The organism is Pseudonocardia sp. (genome assembly GCF_029263155.1).
Lineage (GTDB): Bacteria > Actinomycetota > Actinomycetes > Mycobacteriales > Pseudonocardiaceae > Pseudonocardia.
Genome location: NZ_JAJCYB010000021.1, coordinates 1 through 18,682, shown reverse-complemented (window position 1 = coordinate 18,682; position 18,682 = coordinate 1). Strand labels below are relative to the sequence as shown.

The 18,682-nt window shown below is 74.5% G+C and carries 17 protein-coding genes; 14 read left to right on the top strand and 3 right to left on the bottom strand.

What is annotated here, in order from left to right; all coding sequences use genetic code 11:
- Positions 1-330 precede the first annotated feature (330 nt).
- From mbhE to Q1K26_RS03365, 9 genes are read left to right on the top strand one after another with little or no spacing between them, the layout of a single operon-like run.
- Positions 331-2,691, top strand: a complete 2,361-nt coding sequence (mbhE, locus tag Q1K26_RS03405; protein ID WP_300007655.1) for a hydrogen gas-evolving membrane-bound hydrogenase subunit E — start codon at positions 331-333, stop codon at positions 2,689-2,691.
- Positions 2,688-3,221, top strand: coding sequence for an MnhB domain-containing protein (locus tag Q1K26_RS03400; protein WP_300007654.1), 534 nt, complete (start codon positions 2,688-2,690; stop codon positions 3,219-3,221). Before mbhE ends, Q1K26_RS03400 begins: the two co-directional genes overlap by 4 nt.
- Positions 3,218-3,682 carry a Na(+)/H(+) antiporter subunit C gene (locus Q1K26_RS03395; protein WP_300007653.1) on the top strand — a complete coding sequence of 155 codons (465 nt, stop codon included), beginning with the start codon at positions 3,218-3,220 and terminating at the stop codon, positions 3,680-3,682. The genes Q1K26_RS03400 and Q1K26_RS03395 overlap by 4 nt, the downstream gene beginning before the upstream one ends.
- Positions 3,679-5,217 (top strand): Na+/H+ antiporter subunit D, encoded by a 1,539-nt coding sequence (locus tag Q1K26_RS03390; protein ID WP_300007652.1) that lies wholly within the window; start codon positions 3,679-3,681, stop codon positions 5,215-5,217. Before Q1K26_RS03395 ends, Q1K26_RS03390 begins: the two co-directional genes overlap by 4 nt.
- Positions 5,214-5,741, top strand: coding sequence for a Na+/H+ antiporter subunit E (locus tag Q1K26_RS03385; protein ID WP_300007651.1), 528 nt, complete (start codon positions 5,214-5,216; stop codon positions 5,739-5,741). Before Q1K26_RS03390 ends, Q1K26_RS03385 begins: the two co-directional genes overlap by 4 nt.
- Positions 5,738-6,004, top strand: coding sequence for a monovalent cation/H+ antiporter complex subunit F (locus tag Q1K26_RS03380; RefSeq protein ID WP_300007650.1), 267 nt, complete (start codon positions 5,738-5,740; stop codon positions 6,002-6,004). The genes Q1K26_RS03385 and Q1K26_RS03380 overlap by 4 nt, the downstream gene beginning before the upstream one ends.
- Positions 6,001-6,360, top strand: a complete 360-nt coding sequence (gene mnhG / locus Q1K26_RS03375) for a monovalent cation/H(+) antiporter subunit G (RefSeq protein ID WP_300007649.1) — start codon at positions 6,001-6,003, stop codon at positions 6,358-6,360. The genes Q1K26_RS03380 and mnhG overlap by 4 nt, the downstream gene beginning before the upstream one ends.
- Positions 6,361-6,369: 9 nt before the next feature.
- Entirely contained in the window at positions 6,370-6,888 is a 519-nt protein-coding gene (locus Q1K26_RS03370; RefSeq protein ID WP_300007648.1) for a gamma carbonic anhydrase family protein, read from the top strand.
- A complete protein-coding gene (locus tag Q1K26_RS03365; RefSeq protein WP_300007647.1) occupies positions 6,889-7,566 on the top strand; it encodes a uracil-DNA glycosylase in 678 nt (225 codons plus the stop codon).
- Between the two features lie 192 nt (positions 7,567-7,758).
- Here the strand turns inward: Q1K26_RS03365 and rpmB are convergent, their stop codons facing one another.
- Positions 7,759-7,950, bottom strand: a complete 192-nt coding sequence (gene rpmB / locus Q1K26_RS03360; protein WP_300007646.1) for a 50S ribosomal protein L28 — start codon at positions 7,948-7,950, stop codon at positions 7,759-7,761.
- A gap of 99 nt (positions 7,951-8,049) precedes the next feature.
- On the opposite strand from rpmB, the gene Q1K26_RS03355 reads away from it, so the two are divergent.
- On the top strand, positions 8,050-9,675 hold the full coding sequence (locus tag Q1K26_RS03355; RefSeq protein ID WP_300007645.1) for a DAK2 domain-containing protein: 1,626 nt from the start codon (positions 8,050-8,052) through the stop codon (positions 9,673-9,675).
- Between the two features lie 11 nt (positions 9,676-9,686).
- Positions 9,687-11,852, top strand: coding sequence for an ATP-dependent DNA helicase RecG (recG, locus tag Q1K26_RS03350; RefSeq protein ID WP_300007673.1), 2,166 nt, complete (start codon positions 9,687-9,689; stop codon positions 11,850-11,852).
- A 170-nt stretch (positions 11,853-12,022) separates the two neighbouring features.
- Here the strand turns inward: recG and Q1K26_RS03345 are convergent, their stop codons facing one another.
- Positions 12,023-12,865, bottom strand: a complete 843-nt coding sequence (locus Q1K26_RS03345; protein WP_300007644.1) for a hypothetical protein — start codon at positions 12,863-12,865, stop codon at positions 12,023-12,025.
- A 95-nt stretch (positions 12,866-12,960) separates the two neighbouring features.
- Between Q1K26_RS03345 and Q1K26_RS03340 the strand changes: the two genes are divergently transcribed.
- From Q1K26_RS03340 to rsmD, 3 genes are all read left to right on the top strand, one after another.
- Positions 12,961-16,356, top strand: a complete 3,396-nt coding sequence (locus Q1K26_RS03340) for a pyruvate carboxylase (protein ID WP_300007643.1) — start codon at positions 12,961-12,963, stop codon at positions 16,354-16,356.
- Positions 16,357-16,424: 68 nt separating this feature from the next.
- On the top strand, positions 16,425-17,174 hold the full coding sequence (locus Q1K26_RS03335; RefSeq protein ID WP_300007642.1) for a hypothetical protein: 750 nt from the start codon (positions 16,425-16,427) through the stop codon (positions 17,172-17,174).
- Positions 17,171-17,731: a 16S rRNA (guanine(966)-N(2))-methyltransferase RsmD gene (rsmD, locus tag Q1K26_RS03330; RefSeq protein ID WP_300007641.1), complete on the top strand. Its 561-nt coding sequence runs from the start codon at positions 17,171-17,173 to the stop codon at positions 17,729-17,731. The genes Q1K26_RS03335 and rsmD overlap by 4 nt, the downstream gene beginning before the upstream one ends.
- Positions 17,732-17,766: 35 nt before the next feature.
- Here the strand turns inward: rsmD and Q1K26_RS03325 are convergent, their stop codons facing one another.
- The gene (locus Q1K26_RS03325) at positions 17,767-18,510 is read right to left on the bottom strand and encodes a sulfite exporter TauE/SafE family protein (protein WP_300007640.1); all 744 of its coding nucleotides are present in this window, start codon (positions 18,508-18,510) and stop codon (positions 17,767-17,769) included.
- Positions 18,511-18,682 lie beyond the last annotated feature (172 nt).

Genomic DNA, 18,682 nt, shown 5'->3' with positions numbered 1-18,682 from the left:
CAGGCGGGCCGGAGCGGCCGGGGGCGGGCCGGGCGGGGACCCCGGCGACGGTGGCCGGGCCGGCGTCGCCGGGGAAACCCGGGGTGAATCCGACGGCGGCCGCGAGCTTTGCGACGTCTGCGAGTTCCGCGACTCTTGTGAGGCCCGGCCCTGCTGCGAGCTCTGCACGGATCAGGCGCCGCGCCGTGGTGAGCTGCTCCGGACGCTGCCGCCGGGCGTGCGCCGGTAGGCTGGCCCGGATCGGTGATCATCTTCGCACCGCGCCGGATGGCCCCGGCGAGCCCGGGTACTCGTCCCGGGGCCCGTCCAGGTGATGAGAGGAGACGGTGCTTGCTCGCGCTCGTCGTCGCCCATCTCGTCGTCGCCGGGCTGCTGCCGCTGGTCTCCGCGCGCAGTCGCCGGGCCGCGTTCGCCGTCGCCGCGGTGCTGCCGGCCGGCACGGTCGTGTGGGCACTCGCGCACGTGGACGCGGCGCTGGAGGAGGGCGTCACGAGCACCCTGGCCTGGGCGCCGTCGCTCGGGCTGGAGCTGAGCTTCCGCCTCGACGCGCTCGCGCTCGCGATGATCGTGCTGGTCTCCGGGCTGGGCGCGGTGATCCTGGTCTACTCCGTCGGCTACTTCGGGCCACGCTCGGAGGAGGCCACCCGGTCCGCGGCCCTGCTGCTGACCTTCGCCGGCGTGATGCTCGGGCTCGTCCTGGCCGACGACCTGCTCACCCTCTACGTGTTCTGGGAGCTCACCTCCATCACCTCCTACCTGCTCGTGGGGCAGAGCGGGGAGAAGCGGGAGAGCCGGCGCGCGGCCCTGCAGGCGCTGCTCGTCACGGTGCTGGGCGGGCTGTCGATGCTGCTGGGCTTCGTGCTGCTCGGCGAGGCCGCGGGCACCTACCGGATCTCGGAGATCCTGGCCGACCCGCCGTCCGGGGGGCTGGTCACCGCCGCCCTCCCGCTGATCCTGCTCGGCGCGTTCACGAAGTCCGCCCAGCTGCCCTTCCACCCGTGGCTGCCCGCCGCGATGGTCGCGCCCACCCCGGTCAGCGCCTACCTGCACGCCGCGTCGATGGTGAAGGCGGGGGTCTACCTGGTGGCGCGGCTCTCGCCCGCGTTCGCCGAGGTCGCGCTGTGGTGGGTGCCGGTCGTCGTCGCCGGGATCGCGACGATGCTGATCGGTGGCTGGCGGGCGCTGGCCGAGACCGACCTCAAGCGGGTGCTCGCGTTCGGCACCGTCAGCCAGCTCGGGTTCCTGATGGTCCTGTTCGGGGCGGGCGGGCGGATCGCCGCGCTCGCCGGAATCGCGATGCTGCTCGCGCACGGCCTGTTCAAGGCGCCGCTGTTCATGATCGCCGGCGCGGTCGACCACGCCACCGGCACCCGCGACCTGCGGCGGCTCTCCGGCCTGCGCGTCTCCATGCCGGGGCTCGCGGTGGCCGCGGCGCTGGCCGGGGCGTCGATGGCCGGGCTGCCACCGCTGATCGGGTTCGTCGGCAAGGAGGCGGCGTTCGAGGCGTTCCTGCACGAGGGCGGGGCCCGGGGCTGGATCGTCGCGCTCGGGCTGCTGGTCGGCTCGGTGCTCACCGCCGCGTACACCGCCCGGTTCCTGTGGGGCGCCTTCGCCCGCAAGCCCGGCGTGGAGGACACGCCGGTGCACGCCCCCGGTGCGCTGCTGACCGGGCCGATCTGGCTGTGCGCGGGAATCGGGCTCGCACTCGGGGTCGCCTTCCCGCTCGTCGACGCGCTCGCGGCCGGGTACGCCGGGCGGTACGTCGCCGCCGACGCCGAGGCGGCGGACTACCACCTCGCCCTGTGGCACGGCCTGAAGCTGCCGCTGCTGTTCTCCGTGATCGTGATCGTCGGCGGGCTGCTCCTGCACCGGTACCGCGGGCCCCTGCGGACCCTGCACGACCGCAGCCCGCTCGACGCCCAGCGCGGCTACGAAACCACCGTGGGAGCGCTGGAACGGATCGCGGTCGTCGTGACCGGTCGGCTGCAGGTCGGGTCCCTGCCCGCCTACCTCGGCACCATCCTCGCCGTCGTGGTGCTGTTCCTCGGGCCGACCACGTTGCTCGGCGGGGTCTGGCCGGACGACCAGCGGCCCTACCACGACCTTGCACAGGTGCCGCTGGCCGCCGCGGTGATCCTCGCCGCGCTGGCCGCGCTGCGGGCCAAGCGGCGGTTCTCCGCGGTGCTGCTGGTGGGCATCGTCGGCTACGGGGTGGGCGGGCTGTTCGTCGTCGACGGGGCGCCGGACCTGGCGCTGGCCCAGTTCCTGGTGGAGACCCTGTCGCTGGTGGCGTTCGTGTTCGTGCTGCGCCGGCTGCCCGCGCACTTCACCGAGCAGCCCTCGGCGCGGCGCATCCAGCTGTTCAAGGCGGCCCTCGCCACCGCAGGGGGGTTGGTCGTCGCCGGGGTGGCGGTCGTGCTCTCCGGGGCCCGGGTCGGTCCGGCCTCGGCCAGCGACGACTTCATCGCGCTCGCCCCGGACGAGGCGGGGGCGGACAACGTGATCGCCGCGATCCTCGTCGACTTCCGGGCGATGGACACCGTCGGCGAGATCTCGGTGCTGTTCGTCGCCGCCGCGGGCGTGGCGAGCCTGGTGCTGGCCACCCGCTACGACCGGCGTGGTCCGGGCGGGCGGAGCGACCTGCAGAGCGGACAGGGCAGCCCCCAGCACGAGGAGGACGTTCTCGGATGACGCGCGCACCCGTCCCCTTCGGCGAGTGGGACCGACCCCGACAGCCCTGGATGCTCTCCGGTGAGTGCCGCGACGGGCACGACCGGACCCTGCTGCTGGAGGTCGCCACCCGCACCCTGTTCCCGACGATGCTGGTGTTCTCGCTGTACCTGCTGCTGGTCGGGCACTACTCGCCCGGCGGCGGCTTCTCCGGCGGGCTCGTCGCCGGGCTCGCGTTCGTGCTGCGCTACATCGCCGGTGGTGGCCCCGGTCTCGGTGCCGTGATCGCCGTCCGCTCGCCGGTGCTGATCGGGTCCGGGCTGACGATCGCGGTGCTCACGGCACTGGCCCCCCTGCTGGTCGGCGCGCCCGCCCTGTCCACCGCCTACCTCAGCGTGGACCTACCGGTGCTGGGCACGGTGTCGACACAGACCAGCCTGCTGCTCGACACCGGGGTGTACCTGCTGATCGTCGGCGCGGTGCTGGACCTGCTGCGCGCGCTGGGTGCCGGGATCGAGCGCGACATGCGCGACGCGGGTGAGCTCACGTGACGACGATCAACCTGACGATGGCCGCCGCGGTGGCGGTGCTGTTCGCGGTCGGGTTCTACCTGCTGCTGCAGCGTTCGCTGATGCGCGTGCTGCTCGGCGTGGTGGTGCTCGGGCACGGCACCAACCTGCTGCTGCAGATCGCCGGCGGCCCGCCGGGGCGGCCGCCGATCGTCGGAACGGTGCCCGTCGAGGCCATCACCGACCCGCTGCCGCAGGCCCTCGCGCTCACGGCCGTGGTCATCACGTTCGCGCTGACGACGTTCCTGCTGGCGCTGGGGTACCGCTCGTTCGTCCTGGTCGGGCACGACGAGGTGCAGGACGACGTCGAGGACCGCCGGATCGCCACCCAGACCCGGCCCTCGGCCTCCCTGGACGCCGACTACGACCACGACGACGAGCCGGACGAGGCCGCCGACGAGTCCGACGCCGACGACGAGATCGAGCGGGAGGCACGGTCATGACCACCGATGTCACACCGCTCCTCGCGCTCCCGGTGCTGCTCCCGCTGCTGGGCGCGGCGGTCACGGTCGTCGGCAGCCGCTCGGCCGCGCTGCAGCGGGTGGTCGGGATCGTGGTCCTCTCGGCGGTCTCGGTGATCGCCGCCGTGCTGCTGCTGGTGGCCGACGCGCAGGGTCCGGTGGTCGCACAGCTCGGCGGCTGGGCGGCGCCGGTGGGTATCGCGCTGGTGGCCGACCGCCTCTCCGCGCTGCTGCTGCTGATCTCCACCCTGGTCACCCTCGCGGTGCTGGTGTACGCGATCGACCAGCGCATCGCCGACTACGGCCGCGGCACGTCGAGCACCACGTTCCACCCGATGTACCTGATGCTCTCGGCCGGGGTGTCGCTGGCCTACCTCACCGGGGACCTGTTCACGCTGTTCGTGGCCTTCGAGCTGATGCTCACCGCGTCCTACGTCCTGATCACCCGGCGTACCAGCTCGACCAAGATCCGGGCCGGGATGACCTACGTGACGGTCAGCCTGCTGTCCTCGCTGCTGTTCCTCACCGCGATCGCGATGGTCTACGCGGCCACGGGCACGGTCAACCTCGCCGACCTGGCCGGGCGGATCGAGCTGCTCCCCCCGGGACTGGTCACGGTGCTCGGGTTGATGTTGCTGATCGTGTTCGGGATCAAGGCCGCGATGGTGCCGCTGCACTTCTGGCTGCCCGACAGCTACCCCAACGCGCCGGGCCCGGTGGCGGCGCTGTTCGCGGGGCTGCTGACGAAGGTCGGCTTCTACGCCCTGCTGCGCACGCAGACGCTGCTGTTCTCCCGCGAGGAGCCCTGGACGCTGATGCTGGTCCTGGCCACCGCCACCATGCTGATCGGCGCGCTGGGGGCGCTTGTGCAGAACGACATCAACCGGAGCCTGTCGTTCCTGCTGGTCAGCCACATCGGCTTCATGCTGTTCGGGCTGGCGGTCTTCGACGCGGCCGGGGTGTCGGGGGCGGCGCTCTACGCCGCCCACCACATCACGGTGCTCGCGACCCTGTTCCTGGTCAGCGGTCTGATCACCCGTCGGACCGGCACCGTGGCGCTGGACCGGATGGGTGGGTTGCTGCGCACCGCGCCCGGGCTGGCGGTGATCTACGCGATCGCCGCGCTCACCCTGGCCGGGGTGCCGCCGACGGCGGGCTTCGTGGCGAAGCTGGCGCTGCTGCAGGCCGGGGTGTCGGCCGGGCCGTGGCCCACCGCCGTCGCCGGGGTGGTGATCGTGGCGAGCCTGCTGACCCTCTACGCGCTGGCCCGCGTGTGGGTCCGGGTGTTCTGGGGGGAACCGGCGCCCGCGCTGCCCGACGACGATCCCGTCGACGAGGTGGTGGTCGGGGTGGCGCGCACGCCGGTGCCGATGTACGCGGCCACCGCGGGGCTGGTCGCGGTCAGCCTCGGGATCGTGGTGCTCGCCGGACCCCTCACGGCGATCACCGGACGGGCCGGGACGGACCTGCTCGAACGCGAGCCCTACCTGGTCGCGGTGCTGGGGGACGTGCGGTGACGCGGGCGTGGACCGTGGCCTGGCTGGCCCTGGTGTGGGTGCTGCTGTGGGGATCGTTCACGCTGCTCACCCTCGTCGGCGGCGTGCTGGTCGGGTTGCTGGTCAGCGGCCTGTTCCGGCCCGGGGTGCTCGTCGACCGGCTGCCGGTGCGGCCGCTGCAGGTGCTGCGCCTGATCGGGTTCGTCGCGCGGGACATCGTCGCGTCGTCGGTCCAGGTGAGCGTGCAGGCGCTGTGGTACGGCCCGCAGGTGCGCGGGGCGGTACTGGAGCTTCCGCTGTTGAGCCGGTCCGACCGGGTGGTGGCACTGCTCGCCAACACCTACACCCTGTCGCCGGGCACGATGGTGCTGCAGATCGACCACGTCGACTCGTTCTGGTACGTCTACGTGCTCGGCCCGCGCGAGGTCACGGCGGTGGAGCGGGCCCGGACCGCGGCCATGCAGATGCAGCTCAGGGTCCTGGCCGCGGTCGGGTCGCCGGACGAGGTCGCACAGGCCCGCAGGCAGCTGGGGGGACGCCCGTGAACGTCGTCTTCGTGATCGTGCTGCTGCTCCTGCTCGCCGCCGGGGTGCTGACCATGGTCCGGCTGTTCCGGGGCCCGGACACCCTCGACCGGATCGCCGCGCTCGACGTGGTCGTGGTGCTGATCGTCGCCGCGGTCGCCGTGTACGTGGCCTACTACCGGGACGGATCGAACATCCCGCTGCTGGTGGCGTTCGCGCTGGTGGCGTTCGTGGGGTCGGCCAGCGCCGCGCGGCTGGTCGAGCGCCGGGAGCGGCACCGATGAACCCGGTGCTCGACGTCGTCTCCGGGGTGCTGCTGCTGGCCGGGGCCCTGCAGTGCCTCCTCGGCGCGCTCGGTGTGCTGCGGCTGCCGAGCCTGCTGTCCCGGGTGCAGGCGGCCACCAAGCCGCAGACCCTGGGCCTGCTGCTGATCCTGGCCGGCACCGCGCTGCGGCTGGCGCCCGACGACGCGGTGACGCTGCTGCTGGTCGCGGTGTTCCAGGTCATCACCGCGCCGGTGCTCGCGCAGCTCGTCGGCCGGTCGGCCTACCGCAGCGGCTCGGTGCGCCCGGAGATCCTCGTCGTCGACGAGCTGGCCGACCGCATGCCGCGCGAGGGGCCCGAACCCCCCACGTCCTAGAGTCGACCCGTGCCTCTCTACGCCCTGGGCGACGTCGAGCCCGACATCCACCCCGACGCCTACGTCCACCCGGACGCCGTGGTGATCGGCAACGTGACGATCGGCGCGGAGTCGTCGGTGTGGCCCACCGCCGTGCTGCGCGGCGACGACGGCCACATCGTCGTCGGGGCCCGCAGCAGCATCCAGGACGGCACGATCGTCCACACCACGCTGGAGCAGCCGACGCTCATCGGCGACGAGGTGACCGTGGGCCACAACGTGCACATCGAGGCCGCCACCGTCGGCGACCGGGCGCTGATCTCGTCGGGATCGGTGGTGCTCAACGGCGCCACGGTCGGCGAGGGTGCGATCGTCGCGGCGGGGGCCGTGGTCTCGCCGAAGGCCGTGATCCCGCCGCGGACGATGGCGCTGGGGATCCCGGCGCGGGTCCGCGAGGGCTTCGAGGTGCCCGCCGACGCCACCGACTACGCCGTCTCGTCCTACGTCCAGCGCGGGCAGCGGTTCCGCGCCGAGCTGCGGCGGCTCTAGATGGCCAAGCCGCTGCACGAGGTCGTCGAGGCCGGATGGGCGCGGGCGCTGGGGCCCGTCGCTCCGGTGATCGCCGACATGGGTGAGTTCCTGCGCGCCGAGCTGGGTGCCGGCCGCCGCTACCTCCCGGCCGGGGCGAACGTGCTGCGCGCGTTCACCCGGCCCTTCGACGCGGTGCGGGTGCTGATCGTGGGCCAGGACCCGTACCCGACGCCCGGGCACGCGATCGGGCTGTCGTTCTCGGTGGCGCCCGAGACGCGGCCGATCCCGCGGTCGCTGGCCAACATCTTCCGCGAGTACTCGGAGGACCTCGGCCACCCCACCCCGGCGACCGGTGACCTCACCCCGTGGGCCGACCAGGGGGTGCTGCTGCTCAACCGCGTGCTGACCGTGGAGCCGGGCAACCCGGGATCGCACCGCGACAAGGGCTGGGAGAGGGTCACCGAGCAGGCCATCCGCGCGCTGGTCGACCGGGACGCCGAGCCGCTGGTGGCGATCCTGTGGGGCCGCGACGCGCGCAACCTCGCGCCGCTGCTGGTGGACGTGCCGCTGGTGGAGTCGGCGCACCCGAGCCCGATGTCGGCCGACCGCGGGTTCTTCGGGTCCCGGCCGTTCAGCCGTGCGAACGCGCTGCTGGAGGAGCTGGGCGGCGAGCCGGTGGACTGGAAGCTGCCCTAGACAGCCACGTCGGCCGGGGCGCCGCCGGTGCTCGGCGCGAGTGCGGCGCGGTCGAGGTGCGTGTTGCCGCATGCCGGTCGCGGCGGGTCTCGCGCCGCGCGGGACCCGCCGCGTCGCCGGATGGGCGGCAGGCCAGACGACGACGGCACCCCCGCCGCAGCGGAGGTGCCGTCGCCGGGTGTCGGGGTGCGCTCAGGCGCGGGCGACCTTGCCCGCCTTGAGGCAGGAGGTGCACACGTTCAGGCGCTGACGGTTGCCGCCGCCGATGCGGGCGCGCACCGTCTGGATGTTGGGGTTCCACCGGCGCTTGGTGCGGCGGTGCGAGTGCGAGACGTTCATGCCGAAGCCCGGACCCTTGCTACAGACGTCGCAGACGGCAGCCACGTCGGTCACTCCTCGAATCGGTGGAACGCCGGGATACCCCGGGCGTGAAGTCCAAGAGTACCTGCGGGCTCCGGGGCTGCGACACATACCCTCGGGCCTGTGCCCCCGATCCTGGACGCCGCCCTGCTCACCGGCTGGGCGAAGGCGGCCGTGGCCGCCCTCGAACGGCATCGCGCCGAGATCGACCGGATCAACGTCTTCCCGGTCCCGGACGGGGACACGGGCACCAACCTGCTGCTGACGATGCGCGCGGCCGTCGAGGAGGCGCGTGGCGACGGGGAGCCGGTCGCGCCGGCGCTCGCGCGGGGCGCGCTGCTGGGGGCGCGCGGCAACTCCGGGGTGATCCTCTCGCAGGTGCTGCGCGGTATGGCCGACGCGATCGCCGCGGTGGCCGGGCCCTCGGCGGGCGGGAGGGTGCTGGCCGACGGGCTGGGTCGCGCCCACCGCCTGGCCACCGCCGCGGTGACCCGCCCCCGCGAGGGCACGGTGCTGTCGGTGCTCTCCGCGGCGGCGGTCGCGTCGGTGGCGGTGGGCTCCGACCGGCTCGACGACGTGTCCGCCGCGGCCGCCGACGCCGCCCGCGACGCGTTGCGCGAGACCACCGGTCAGCTCCCCGAGCTGGCGCGCGCCGGGGTCGTCGACGCCGGAGGGCTGGGCCTCTACCTCGTGCTCGACGCGCTCGCGGCACTCGTGGGCGGGCGCCCGGAGGCGGTGGCGCCCGCCCCGACGGGCGATCGGGGACCCGCCCGGGGCCGCGACGCGCTCGTGGCGGAGCGGGAGGTCGGCTCGCCGGTGTTCGACTACGAGGTGATGTACCTGCTCGACGTGCCCGGGCGCGACGGTGCCGCCGCCGTCGCCGCGTTGCGCGAGGAGCTCGACGCGCTCGGGGACTCGGTGGCCGTCGTCGGTGGCGGGGCGGAGGTCGACGGATCGTCCACGTGGAACGTCCACGTGCACTGCACCGACGTCGGCGCGGCGATCGAGGCGGGGATCGCGGCCGGGCGCCCGCACCGGATCACCGTGGTGCGCTTCGCCGACCAGCTCGCCCCCGCGCCCGACCGGTTCGAGCGGCCCCGCGCCGTGCTCCTCGTCGCGGCCGGGGCCGACCTGGCGGATCTGGCGCGCACGGCGGGCGCGGACGTCCTGGAGCGTTCCGGCGCCGTCGACGCGCCGGCCGTGCAGCGCGCGATCGTGGGCACCGGCGCCCGGCACGTCGTGGTGCTGCCCGGCGACACCGAGCTGACCGGGACCGTCGAGCGGGCCGCCGCCGCCGCGCGGCGCGACGGCCAGGAGGTGCTCGTCGTCCCCACCGCGTCGGTGCTGCAGGGACTCGCGGCGCTGGCCGTCCACGACCCGGGGCGCCGGGCGGCCGACGACGTGGTCGCGATGGCCGAGGCGGCGGCGCTGACGCGCACGGCGGCGCTGCTCGTCGCCGAGAGCGAGGCACTGACCTGGGTGGGCCGCTGCGAGCCCGGCGACGTGCTCGGCCTCTCCGACGGCGAGGTCGTGCTGATCGCCCCGGATCTGGCTGTCGGTGCGCTGTGGTTGGCTCATCGCATGCTCACCGCGGGGGGTGAGATCGTCACGGCCCTGCTGGGGGAGGGGGCCGGCGACGAGCTGGGCGAGGGCCTGGCCGCGGACCTGCGCCGCACCCATCCCGAGGTCGACGTCGTGGTGCACCGCGGGGGGCAGGCCGACTATCCGCTGGTGCTGGGGGTGGAGTGACAGAGATCGACATGGGGAGTGCGCTGCAGTCCACCATCGGCAGGAAGTCGGCCGACCTGCTGGCCGCGCATCTGGACATGCACACCGTGGGCGACCTGGTCCGGCACTACCCGCGCCGCTACGTCGACCGGGGGAAGCTGACCGCGATCGCCGGGCTGGAGCTGGGCGAGCACGCCACGCTGGTCGCCGAGGTGGAGAAGAGCACCATCCGGGAGATGCGGGCGCGGCGGGGCACGATGCTGCAGGTCGTCATCCGCGACGAGCAGGGCGGCCGGCTCGACTGCACGTTCTTCAACGCGCACAAGGTGAAGCACCTGATCTACCCGGGGGTGCGCGCGGTGTTCTCGGGCAAGGTCGGGATCTTCAAGGAGAAGCTGCAGCTCACCCACCCGCAGTTCGAGCCGCTCGACGAGTCCGACGAGATCCGCCCGTTCCTGTCGGTCTACCCGGCCACGGCGAAGGTCGGCTCGCAGGTGATCGCGCGCTGCGTGCGGCAGGTGCTCGACGTCCTGGAGGATCCGACCGATCCGCTGCCCGGCACGGTCCGCGCCCGCGAGGGGCTGGCCGACCTCGGGCGGGCGCTGCGACGCATCCACGTGCCCGACACCGACGCCGACATCCACGCCGCGCGGCACCGGCTCGTCTGGGACGAGGCGATGGGGGTACAGCTCGCGCTGGCGCTGCGCCGCCAGGCCACGGTGGCGCGCCCGGCGGCGGCGTGCCCACCGATGCCGGGCGGCCTCCTCGACGCGTTCGACGCCCGGCTGCCGTTCACGCTGACGGCGGGGCAGCGGGAGGTGGGTGCGCAGATCGCGGCCGACCTGTCGCGCGCGCACCCGATGAACCGGCTGGTGCAGGGCGACGTCGGTGCGGGCAAGACGATCCTCGCGCTGCGCGCGATGCTGCAGGTCGTCGACTCCGGGCAGCAGGCGGCGATGCTCGCGCCCACCGAGGTGCTGGCCGCCCAGCACGCGCGGTCGCTGCGCGCACTGCTCGGACCGCTGGCGCAGGCCGGTGAGCTGGGCGGCGCGGAGCTCGCCACCCGGGTCACGCTGCTCACCGGGTCGCTCGGGGCGAAGGCGAAGAAGCAGGCGCTGCTCGACGCGCAGTCCGGCGAGGCGGGCATCGTCGTCGGCACCCACGCGCTGATCCAGGACCGCGTCGGCTTCGCCGGGCTCGGGCTCGTCGTCGTCGACGAGCAGCACCGGTTCGGCGTCGAGCAGCGTGACGCCCTGCGCGGCCGCGGCGAGCTCGCCCCGCACATGCTGGTCATGACCGCCACCCCGATCCCGCGCACCGTCGCGATGACCGTGTACGGCGACCTGCAGGTCTCCGCCCTGCGCGAGCTCCCGAAGGGCCGCTCGCCGATCGCCACCACGGTGGTGCCGCTGGCGGAGAAGCCGCAGTGGTTCGCGGGCGTCTGGCGCCGCGTGCGCACCGAGGTCGCGGCCGGGCACCAGGCCTACATCGTGTTCCCGCGGGTGGGAGAGGACGCCACGGACGAGGAGACGGCGCCCGACGAGGCGGCGCCGCCGCCCGACGACGCCGCCGACGAGGCCCGGCGCCCGCCGCTGGCGGTGCTCGACATCGCCCCGCGCCTGGCCGAGGGCGCCCTGGAGGGCCTGCGGTTAGGGGTCCTGCACGGGAAGCTCCCCGCCGAGGAGAAGGACACCGTGATGCGGGCGTTCGAGCGGGGCGAGATCGACGTGCTGCTGGCCACCACCGTGATCGAGGTGGGCGTGGACGTCCCCAACGCCACCGCGATCGTCATCCTCGACGCCGAGCGCTTCGGGCTCTCCCAGCTCCACCAGCTCCGCGGGCGCGTGGGTCGCGGAGCGGCGCCCGGGGTGTGCCTGCTGGTCACCGAGATGCCCGAGGCCACCACCGCCCGCGAGCGGCTCGACGCCGTCGCCGGCACCACCGACGGCTTCGAGCTCGCCCGGCTCGACCTGGAGCTGCGTCGGGAGGGTGACGTGCTCGGGGCGCTGCAGTCCGGGCGCCGTTCGGGGCTGCGGCTGCTGTCGCTGCTGCGCCACGAGGAGATCATCGCGAAGGCGCAGGTCTACGCCACGCACCTGGTGGACGCCGATCCCGGTCTCGCGTCGAGCCCGGGCCTGGCCGCGCTGGTGGGAGAGGTCGTCGCGGAGGACCGGGCGGAGTACCTGGACAAGGTGTGAGCACGCCCGGGATCGGCGCGAGCAGACCCCGGCTCGCGCGCTGGGTGGGGGTTTGCGCGCTGCCGGCGCCGCGCGCAACCCGGACCGGCGCGCGAACCCTGTCCGGCGCGCGAACCCGGACCGGCGCGCGGACCCTGTCCGGCGCGCGGACCCTGTCCCGATGCGCTGAGCTATGCGGGGAGCGCGCCGCGGGCGGCGGCGTCGAGGGCGGCCGCGGCGGTGCGGGGCAGGTGGATCACCCCGGCGGCGTCGAGCTTGGCCAGCTCCGTGCGGGCGCGGGAGTAGGCGGCCAGGCGCTCGGGCTCGCTGCCCGAGTCGCGCGCCACCGTGAGCAGCTTGAGCACCCGCTCCACGGTCGACCGCTCGGCGGGGGAGAGGCCGGAGAGGCGGATGCGCTCGGCCGCCTCGCGGGCCGCGCGCCACGACCGCTGCGCCCGGTCGACCGCGCGGACGAACTCCGCGGCGTGCTCCTCGCCCGGGAACGCGTCCGACTCCAGCGCCTGGGCCTGGGCGAACGCCTCGACGAAGCGCCCGGTGCTGGGCACCGTGACGTCCGACAGCGCGGGCAGGCGCAGCACGCTCATCGGGTCGCACTCGTGGGCCGCGTAGGCCTGCGCGAGGGTGTGGAAGCGGTCGCGCGCGTGCGACCACACCAGTTCGGGCCGCATGGTCGCCGCGGGCCGACCCGGCAGCGGGGCGGTGCCCGCAGACCGGGCGATGCGTCGCCTGCGCCGGACGGCGGCGAACACCACGCCGCCGACGAGCAGCGCCGGGAGCGCCGAGGCGAGCACCGTGACCACGAGGCCGATCACGACCAGCCCGGCCATGGTGGCGGCCACCATCACGAACATGACCACGGGGACGAGGAACAGCCACGGCGCCGGGCCGTGGTGGCGGGGCGGGCGCAGGCGGCGGCGCTCCGCGGCCCGGCGCAGCCTGCGACCCTCCGCGAACGCCGCACCGGCCGACGCCGCGGCCCGTGCGGACCGGGACCGCCGAGGATGGTGTGCCACATCTCCTTGGTACCCGATGCGACCCGGGATCCGCACGGTCCGATCGGGTGCGCCCAGGTACCTTCTGCCCACAACGATCACGAGAGGGGTCGCCCGTGTTCCGCAAGGTGCTGGTCGCCAACCGCGGCGAGATCGCCGTACGGGCCTTCCGGGCGTGCGCCGAGCTCGGGGCGTCGACGGTGGCGGTCTACCCGTACGAGGACCGCAACTCCCTGCACCGCGCGAAGGCGGACGAGAGCTACCAGATCGGCGAGGAGGGGCACCCGGTGCGGGCGTACCTCTCCGTCCCCGAGGTGATCAAGGCGGCCCGGAAGGCCGGTGCCGACGCCGTCTACCCCGGCTACGGGTTCCTGTCGGAGAACCCGGACCTCGCCGAGGCGTGCGAGGAGGCCGGCATCACGTTCGTCGGCCCACCGGCGAGCGTGCTGCACCTGACCGGCAACAAGGCGCGGGCGGTGGCCGCCGCCCGCGAGGCCGGGGTGTCGGTCCTGGCGTCCTCGGAGCCCTCCGACGACGTGCCGACCCTGCTGGCCGCGGCCGAGGACGTCGGCTTCCCGATCTTCGTGAAGGCGGTCGCCGGCGGCGGCGGGCGCGGGATGCGCCACGTTCAGGAGCGCGCAGACCTGCGCGAATCCATCGAGGCCGCGATGCGCGAGGCCGAGTCCGCCTTCGGCGACGCCACGGTGTTCCTGGAGCAGGCCGTGGTGAACCCGCGCCACATCGAGGTCCAGATCCTCGGTGACGCCGAGGGCAACGTCGTGCACCTCTACGAGCGGGACTGCTCGGTGCAGCGACGCCACCAGAAGGTCATCGAGATCGCGCCCGCGCCGAACCTCGACCCCGAGCTGCGCGAGAGGATCTGCGCCGACGCCGTGGCGTTCGCCGACCACATCGGCTACGTCAACGCGGGCACCGTGGAGTTCCTGCTCGACGAGCGCGGCCACCACGTGTTCATCGAGATGAACCCGCGGATCCAGGTCGAGCACACCGTCACCGAGGAGGTCACCGACCGCGACCTGGTGATCGCCCAGCTGCGCATCGCCTCCGGCGAGACCCTGCCCGGCCTGCGGCTGCGCCAGGAGGACATCTACCTGCACGGCGCCGCGCTGCAGTGCCGCATCACCACCGAGGACCCGTCCAACGGCTTCCGCCCGGACACCGGGACGATCAGCAACTACCGCTCGCCGGGCGGTCCGGGCGTCCGCCTCGACGGCGGTACCACGCACACCGGCGCCGAGGTCAGCGCCCACTTCGACTCGATGCTGGTGAAGCTGACGTGTCGGGGCCGCACGTTCCGCACGGCCGTCCGCCGGGCCACCCGCGCGGTGGGGGAGTTCCGCATCCGCGGCGTCTCCACGAACATCCCGTTCCTCACCGCGGTGCTGTCCGACCTCGAGTTCCAGGCCGGCCGGGTCACCACCAGCTTCATCTCCGAACGCCCCGAGCTGCTCACCGCGCGCCAGCCCGCCGACCGCGGCACGCGGCTGCTCACCTACCTCGCCGAGACCACCGTCAACCGGCCCAACGGCGACCGGCCCCGCGTGGTCGAGCCGGTCGAGAAGCTCCCCGCCTGCGATCTCGACGCCCCCGCCCCCGACGGGTCGCGCCAGCTGCTGCGCGAGCTCGGGCCCGAGGGCTTCGCGCGGCGGCTGCGCGAGCAGGACGCCGTGGCCGTCACCGACACGACCTTCCGCGACGCCCACCAGAGCCTGCTCGCCACCCGCGTCCGCACCCGCGACCTGCTCGCCGTCGCCCCGTACGTGGCGCGCACGGCGCCCGAGCTGCTGTCGCTGGAGTGCTGGGGGGGCGCGACCTACGACGTGGCCCTGCGGTTCCTCGCCGAGGACCCGTGGGACCGGCTCGCCGCCCTGCGCGAGGCCGTGCCCAACATCTGCACGCAGATGCTGCTGCGCGGCCGCAACACCGTCGGCTACACGCCCTACCCGACCGAGGTCACCGACGCGTTCGTGGCCGAGGCCGCGCGGACCGGGATGGACATCTTCCGCATCTTCGACGCCCTCAACGACGTCGCCCAGATGCGCCCGGCCATCGACGCCGTCCGCGCGACCGGCACGGCCGTGGCCGAGGTGGCGCTGTGCTACACCGGCGACCTGTCCGACCCCGGTGAACGGCTCTACACCCTCGACTACTACCTGCACCTCGCCGAGCAGATCGTCGACGCGGGCGCGCACGTGCTGGCGATCAAGGACATGGCCGGGCTGCTGCGCCCGCCCGCCGCGCGCACCCTGGTGAGGGCCCTGCGCGAGCGGTTCGAGCTGCCGGTGCACCTGCACACCCACGACACCCCGGGCGGGCAGCTCGCCACGCTGATCGCGGCGATCGAGGCCGGGGTGGACGCCGTGGACGCCGCGACGGCGTCGATGTCGGGCACCACCAGCCAGCCCGCGCTGTCGTCGCTGGTCGCGGCGACCAACCACACGCCGCGGGCCACCGGCCTGAACCTGGAGAACTGCTGCGACCTGGAGCCGTACTGGGAGGCCGTGCGCAAGGTGTACGCGCCCTTCGAGTCCGGGCTCGCGTCCCCGACGGGGCGCGTCTACCACCACGAGATCCCCGGCGGGCAGCTGTCCAACCTGCGACAGCAGGCGATCGCGCTGGGGCTGGGCGACCGGTTCGAGCTGATCGAGGACTGCTACGCGGCCGCCGACCGGATGCTCGGGCGGCTGGTGAAGGTCACGCCGTCGTCGAAGGTGGTGGGGGACCTCGCGCTGCACCTCGTCGGCGCCGGGGTCGAGCCGGCCGACTTCGAGAAGGACCCGGGCGACTTCGACGTGCCCGACTCGGTCATCGGCTTCCTGCGCGGTGAGCTGGGCGACCCGCCCGGCGGCTGGCCCGAGCCGTTCCGCACCCGCGCGCTGGAGGGCCGCTCGCCGGAGAAGGAGAGCGTCGAGCTCACCATCGACGACCGCCGCGGCCTGATGTCCGAGGAGGACGGGGGCACCGACCGCCGCGCCACGCTCAACCGGCTGCTGTTCCCCGCGCCGACCACGGAGTACCTGACCCACCAGGAGACCTACGGCGACACGTCGGTGCTGTCCACCAAGGACTACCTCTACGGCCTGGAGCCCGAGGTCGAGCACGCCGTCGACCTGGAGCCCGGCGTGACGCTGCTCATCGGGCTGGAGGCCATCTCCGAGGCCGACGAGCGCGGCTACCGCACCGTGCTCACCACGCTCAACGGGCACCTGCGCCCGGTCATGGTGCGCGACGAGTCGATCGAGAGCGACGTCAAGGCCACGGAGAAGGCCGACCGCGGCAACGACGCCCATCTCGCGGCCCCCTTCGCGGGCGTGGTGACGCTGTCGGTGGCCGAGGGCGACACGGTCGACGACGGCCAGACGGTCGCCACGATCGAGGCCATGAAGATGGAGGCGTCGATCACCGTGCAACGATCCGGCACCGTCAAGCGATTGGCCATCGGAGGGGTGCAGCAGGTGGAGGGCGGCGACCTGCTGCTGGAACTGGAGTAGCGGTGCGCGGATCCGGGTAGTCGGTTCCGACCCGCCGGTGCTCGACCGACGGTGAACCGGGAGCACTCATGGGCGAACCGCACGACGTGCCGTGGACCGGGCTGGACCGGGCCGCGAGCCGCGCAGGGCGGCTCGACCGCGTCGAGGTGAAGATCCTGGTGCCGGGCGACGGCCTCGACGAGCTGGCCGCCGACATGCGGGTGCGCACCACGGGCACCCGGGAGGTCTACTTCCTCGACACGCCCGACCTCGACCTGCTCGGGCAGGGGCTGGTGGTCCGGGCCCGCACCGCGGGCGTCGGCGCGGGCGACTCCGTCGTGAAGCTGCGCCGCTCCCGGCCGGTCCGGCTGCCCCGCGAGCTGCGGCGCTTCCGCGACCTGAGCGTCGAGCTCGACGCGTCGCCGTCGACCTCGCTGTGGACCACCGCGGTACGGCAGCGGCTGCGGCCCTCGGTCGTCCGGGCCGCCGTGCGCGGTCGGGAGCCGCTGCGCACGCTCATGTCGGCCGAGCAGCGCCGCTTCCTGCGCATGCTCGCCGGCACCCGCCCGCCGCTGCGCGACCTGCGGGTGCACGGGCCGGCCATGGTGACGCGGACCGTGGGCACCCTCCCCGGCAGCCCGCGGCGGCTGGAGCTGCAGCGCTGGTCCTGCCCCGACGGCTCGCAGCTGTACGAGGTCTCGGCCAAGTGCGCGCCGTCGCGCGCGACCCGCACGGCCGCGCAGATCCGGCGGCTGCTGCGCGCCCGTGGGATCGACCCGACCGCGGCACAGCCCACCAAGACGAGCGCGCTGCTGGAGGCTGCCAGACTCGCCCGGTGACTCGGATCATCGCGGGTGCGGTCGGCGGGCGGCGGCTGGAGGTTCCCGCCCGCGGCACCCGCCCCACCTCGGACCGGGTGCGCGAGGCGCTGTTCAGCGCGCTGGAGCACGACCCCGGTCTGGACGCCACCGCGGTGCTCGACCTGTGTGCCGGCTCGGGCGCGCTCGGGCTGGAGGCCCTGTCCCGGGGCGCGGCGCACGCGTTGCTGGTGGAGTCCGACCGGCGCGCGGCGGCGGTGCTGCGGCGCAACGTCGCGGGTCTCGGCCTGCCGGGCGCCGAGGTACGGGCGGCACCCGCCGCCACCGTGCTGGGGGCCCCGGCCACGCGTCGCTACGACGTGGTGCTGGTCGACCCGCCCTACGACCTGCCCGACGCCGAGGTGGCCGGCTGGCTCGCGGCCGCCGCCGCGCAGGGCTGGCTGGCCGAGGACGTCACCGTGGTGGTGGAGCGGCGCGCCGGCTCCGCGTTCGGGTGGCCGCGGCCGCTGGCGGCCCGGCGCGAGCGCCGCTACGGCGACACGGTGCTGCACGTCGGCGGGCCGTCCCCGGCGCCGTGATCCTGGCGCGCCCGGCCGGGGGCGCCGGGCTCGGCTCAGTAGGCCTGCACCGCGAGCCCGACGGCCAGGGCCAGCCCGGCCAGCGCGATGCCCACCCGCAGCGGCCCGGCCGGCAGCCTGCGCACCACCGCGGGGCCGCACCAGCCGCCGACCAGCAGGCCGAGGGCCAGCGGCAGCACGGCCCACCACTGGACGGGGCCGAGCACCGCGAAGCCCACCGCCGCCACCGCGTTCGCCACCCCGAGCAGCACGGCCTTGAACGCGTTGCCCCTCGGCAGCGACACCGGCAGCCCCACCAGCACCAGGGCCAGCATGAGCACGCCCGCCGCGGCACCGAAGTAGCCTCCGTAGACGGCGACGGCGAACATCCCGCCGACGACCCCGGCGCCCGCGCGCCGCGGCCCGCGCCGGTCGGCCGCCGCCCGGATCCGCGGTTGGACCAGCAGCACGAGCGCCGCCCCGCCGACCAGGAACGGCACGATCCGTTCGAACGCCCCCGGCGGGGTGACGAGCAGCAGGCCCGCCCCCGTGGCCCCGCCGAGCGCGGCGACCGGCAGCAGCCGCAGCAACGTCGGCGCCTGCCCCGACAGCTCCGGCCGGGACCCGGCCGCCTGCCCGACCGTCGAGAACGACAGCGCCATGGTGTTGGTGACGTTCGCGGCCGTCGGCGGCAGCCCGACCGCCAGCAGGGCCGGGTAGGAGAACAGTGACGCCAACCCGGCGATCGACCCGGACAATCCGGCCGCGAAGCCCGCCACCACGAGCAGCAGCGCGTTCACCGCCGCACCCGGCCGCTGCGCGGGCCGCGACGGACCCGCCCGCGTTGCCGGAAGGCCCCCAACACCCAAAAACGTTGGATGAAGGTGGCCGTGCTGCAACGGGGGGCCCGGCGCACCCACCGGGCCGCGCCACCGCCGGGAGCGCCGGCAACGCCGCCCCGGGCCGCTCCGC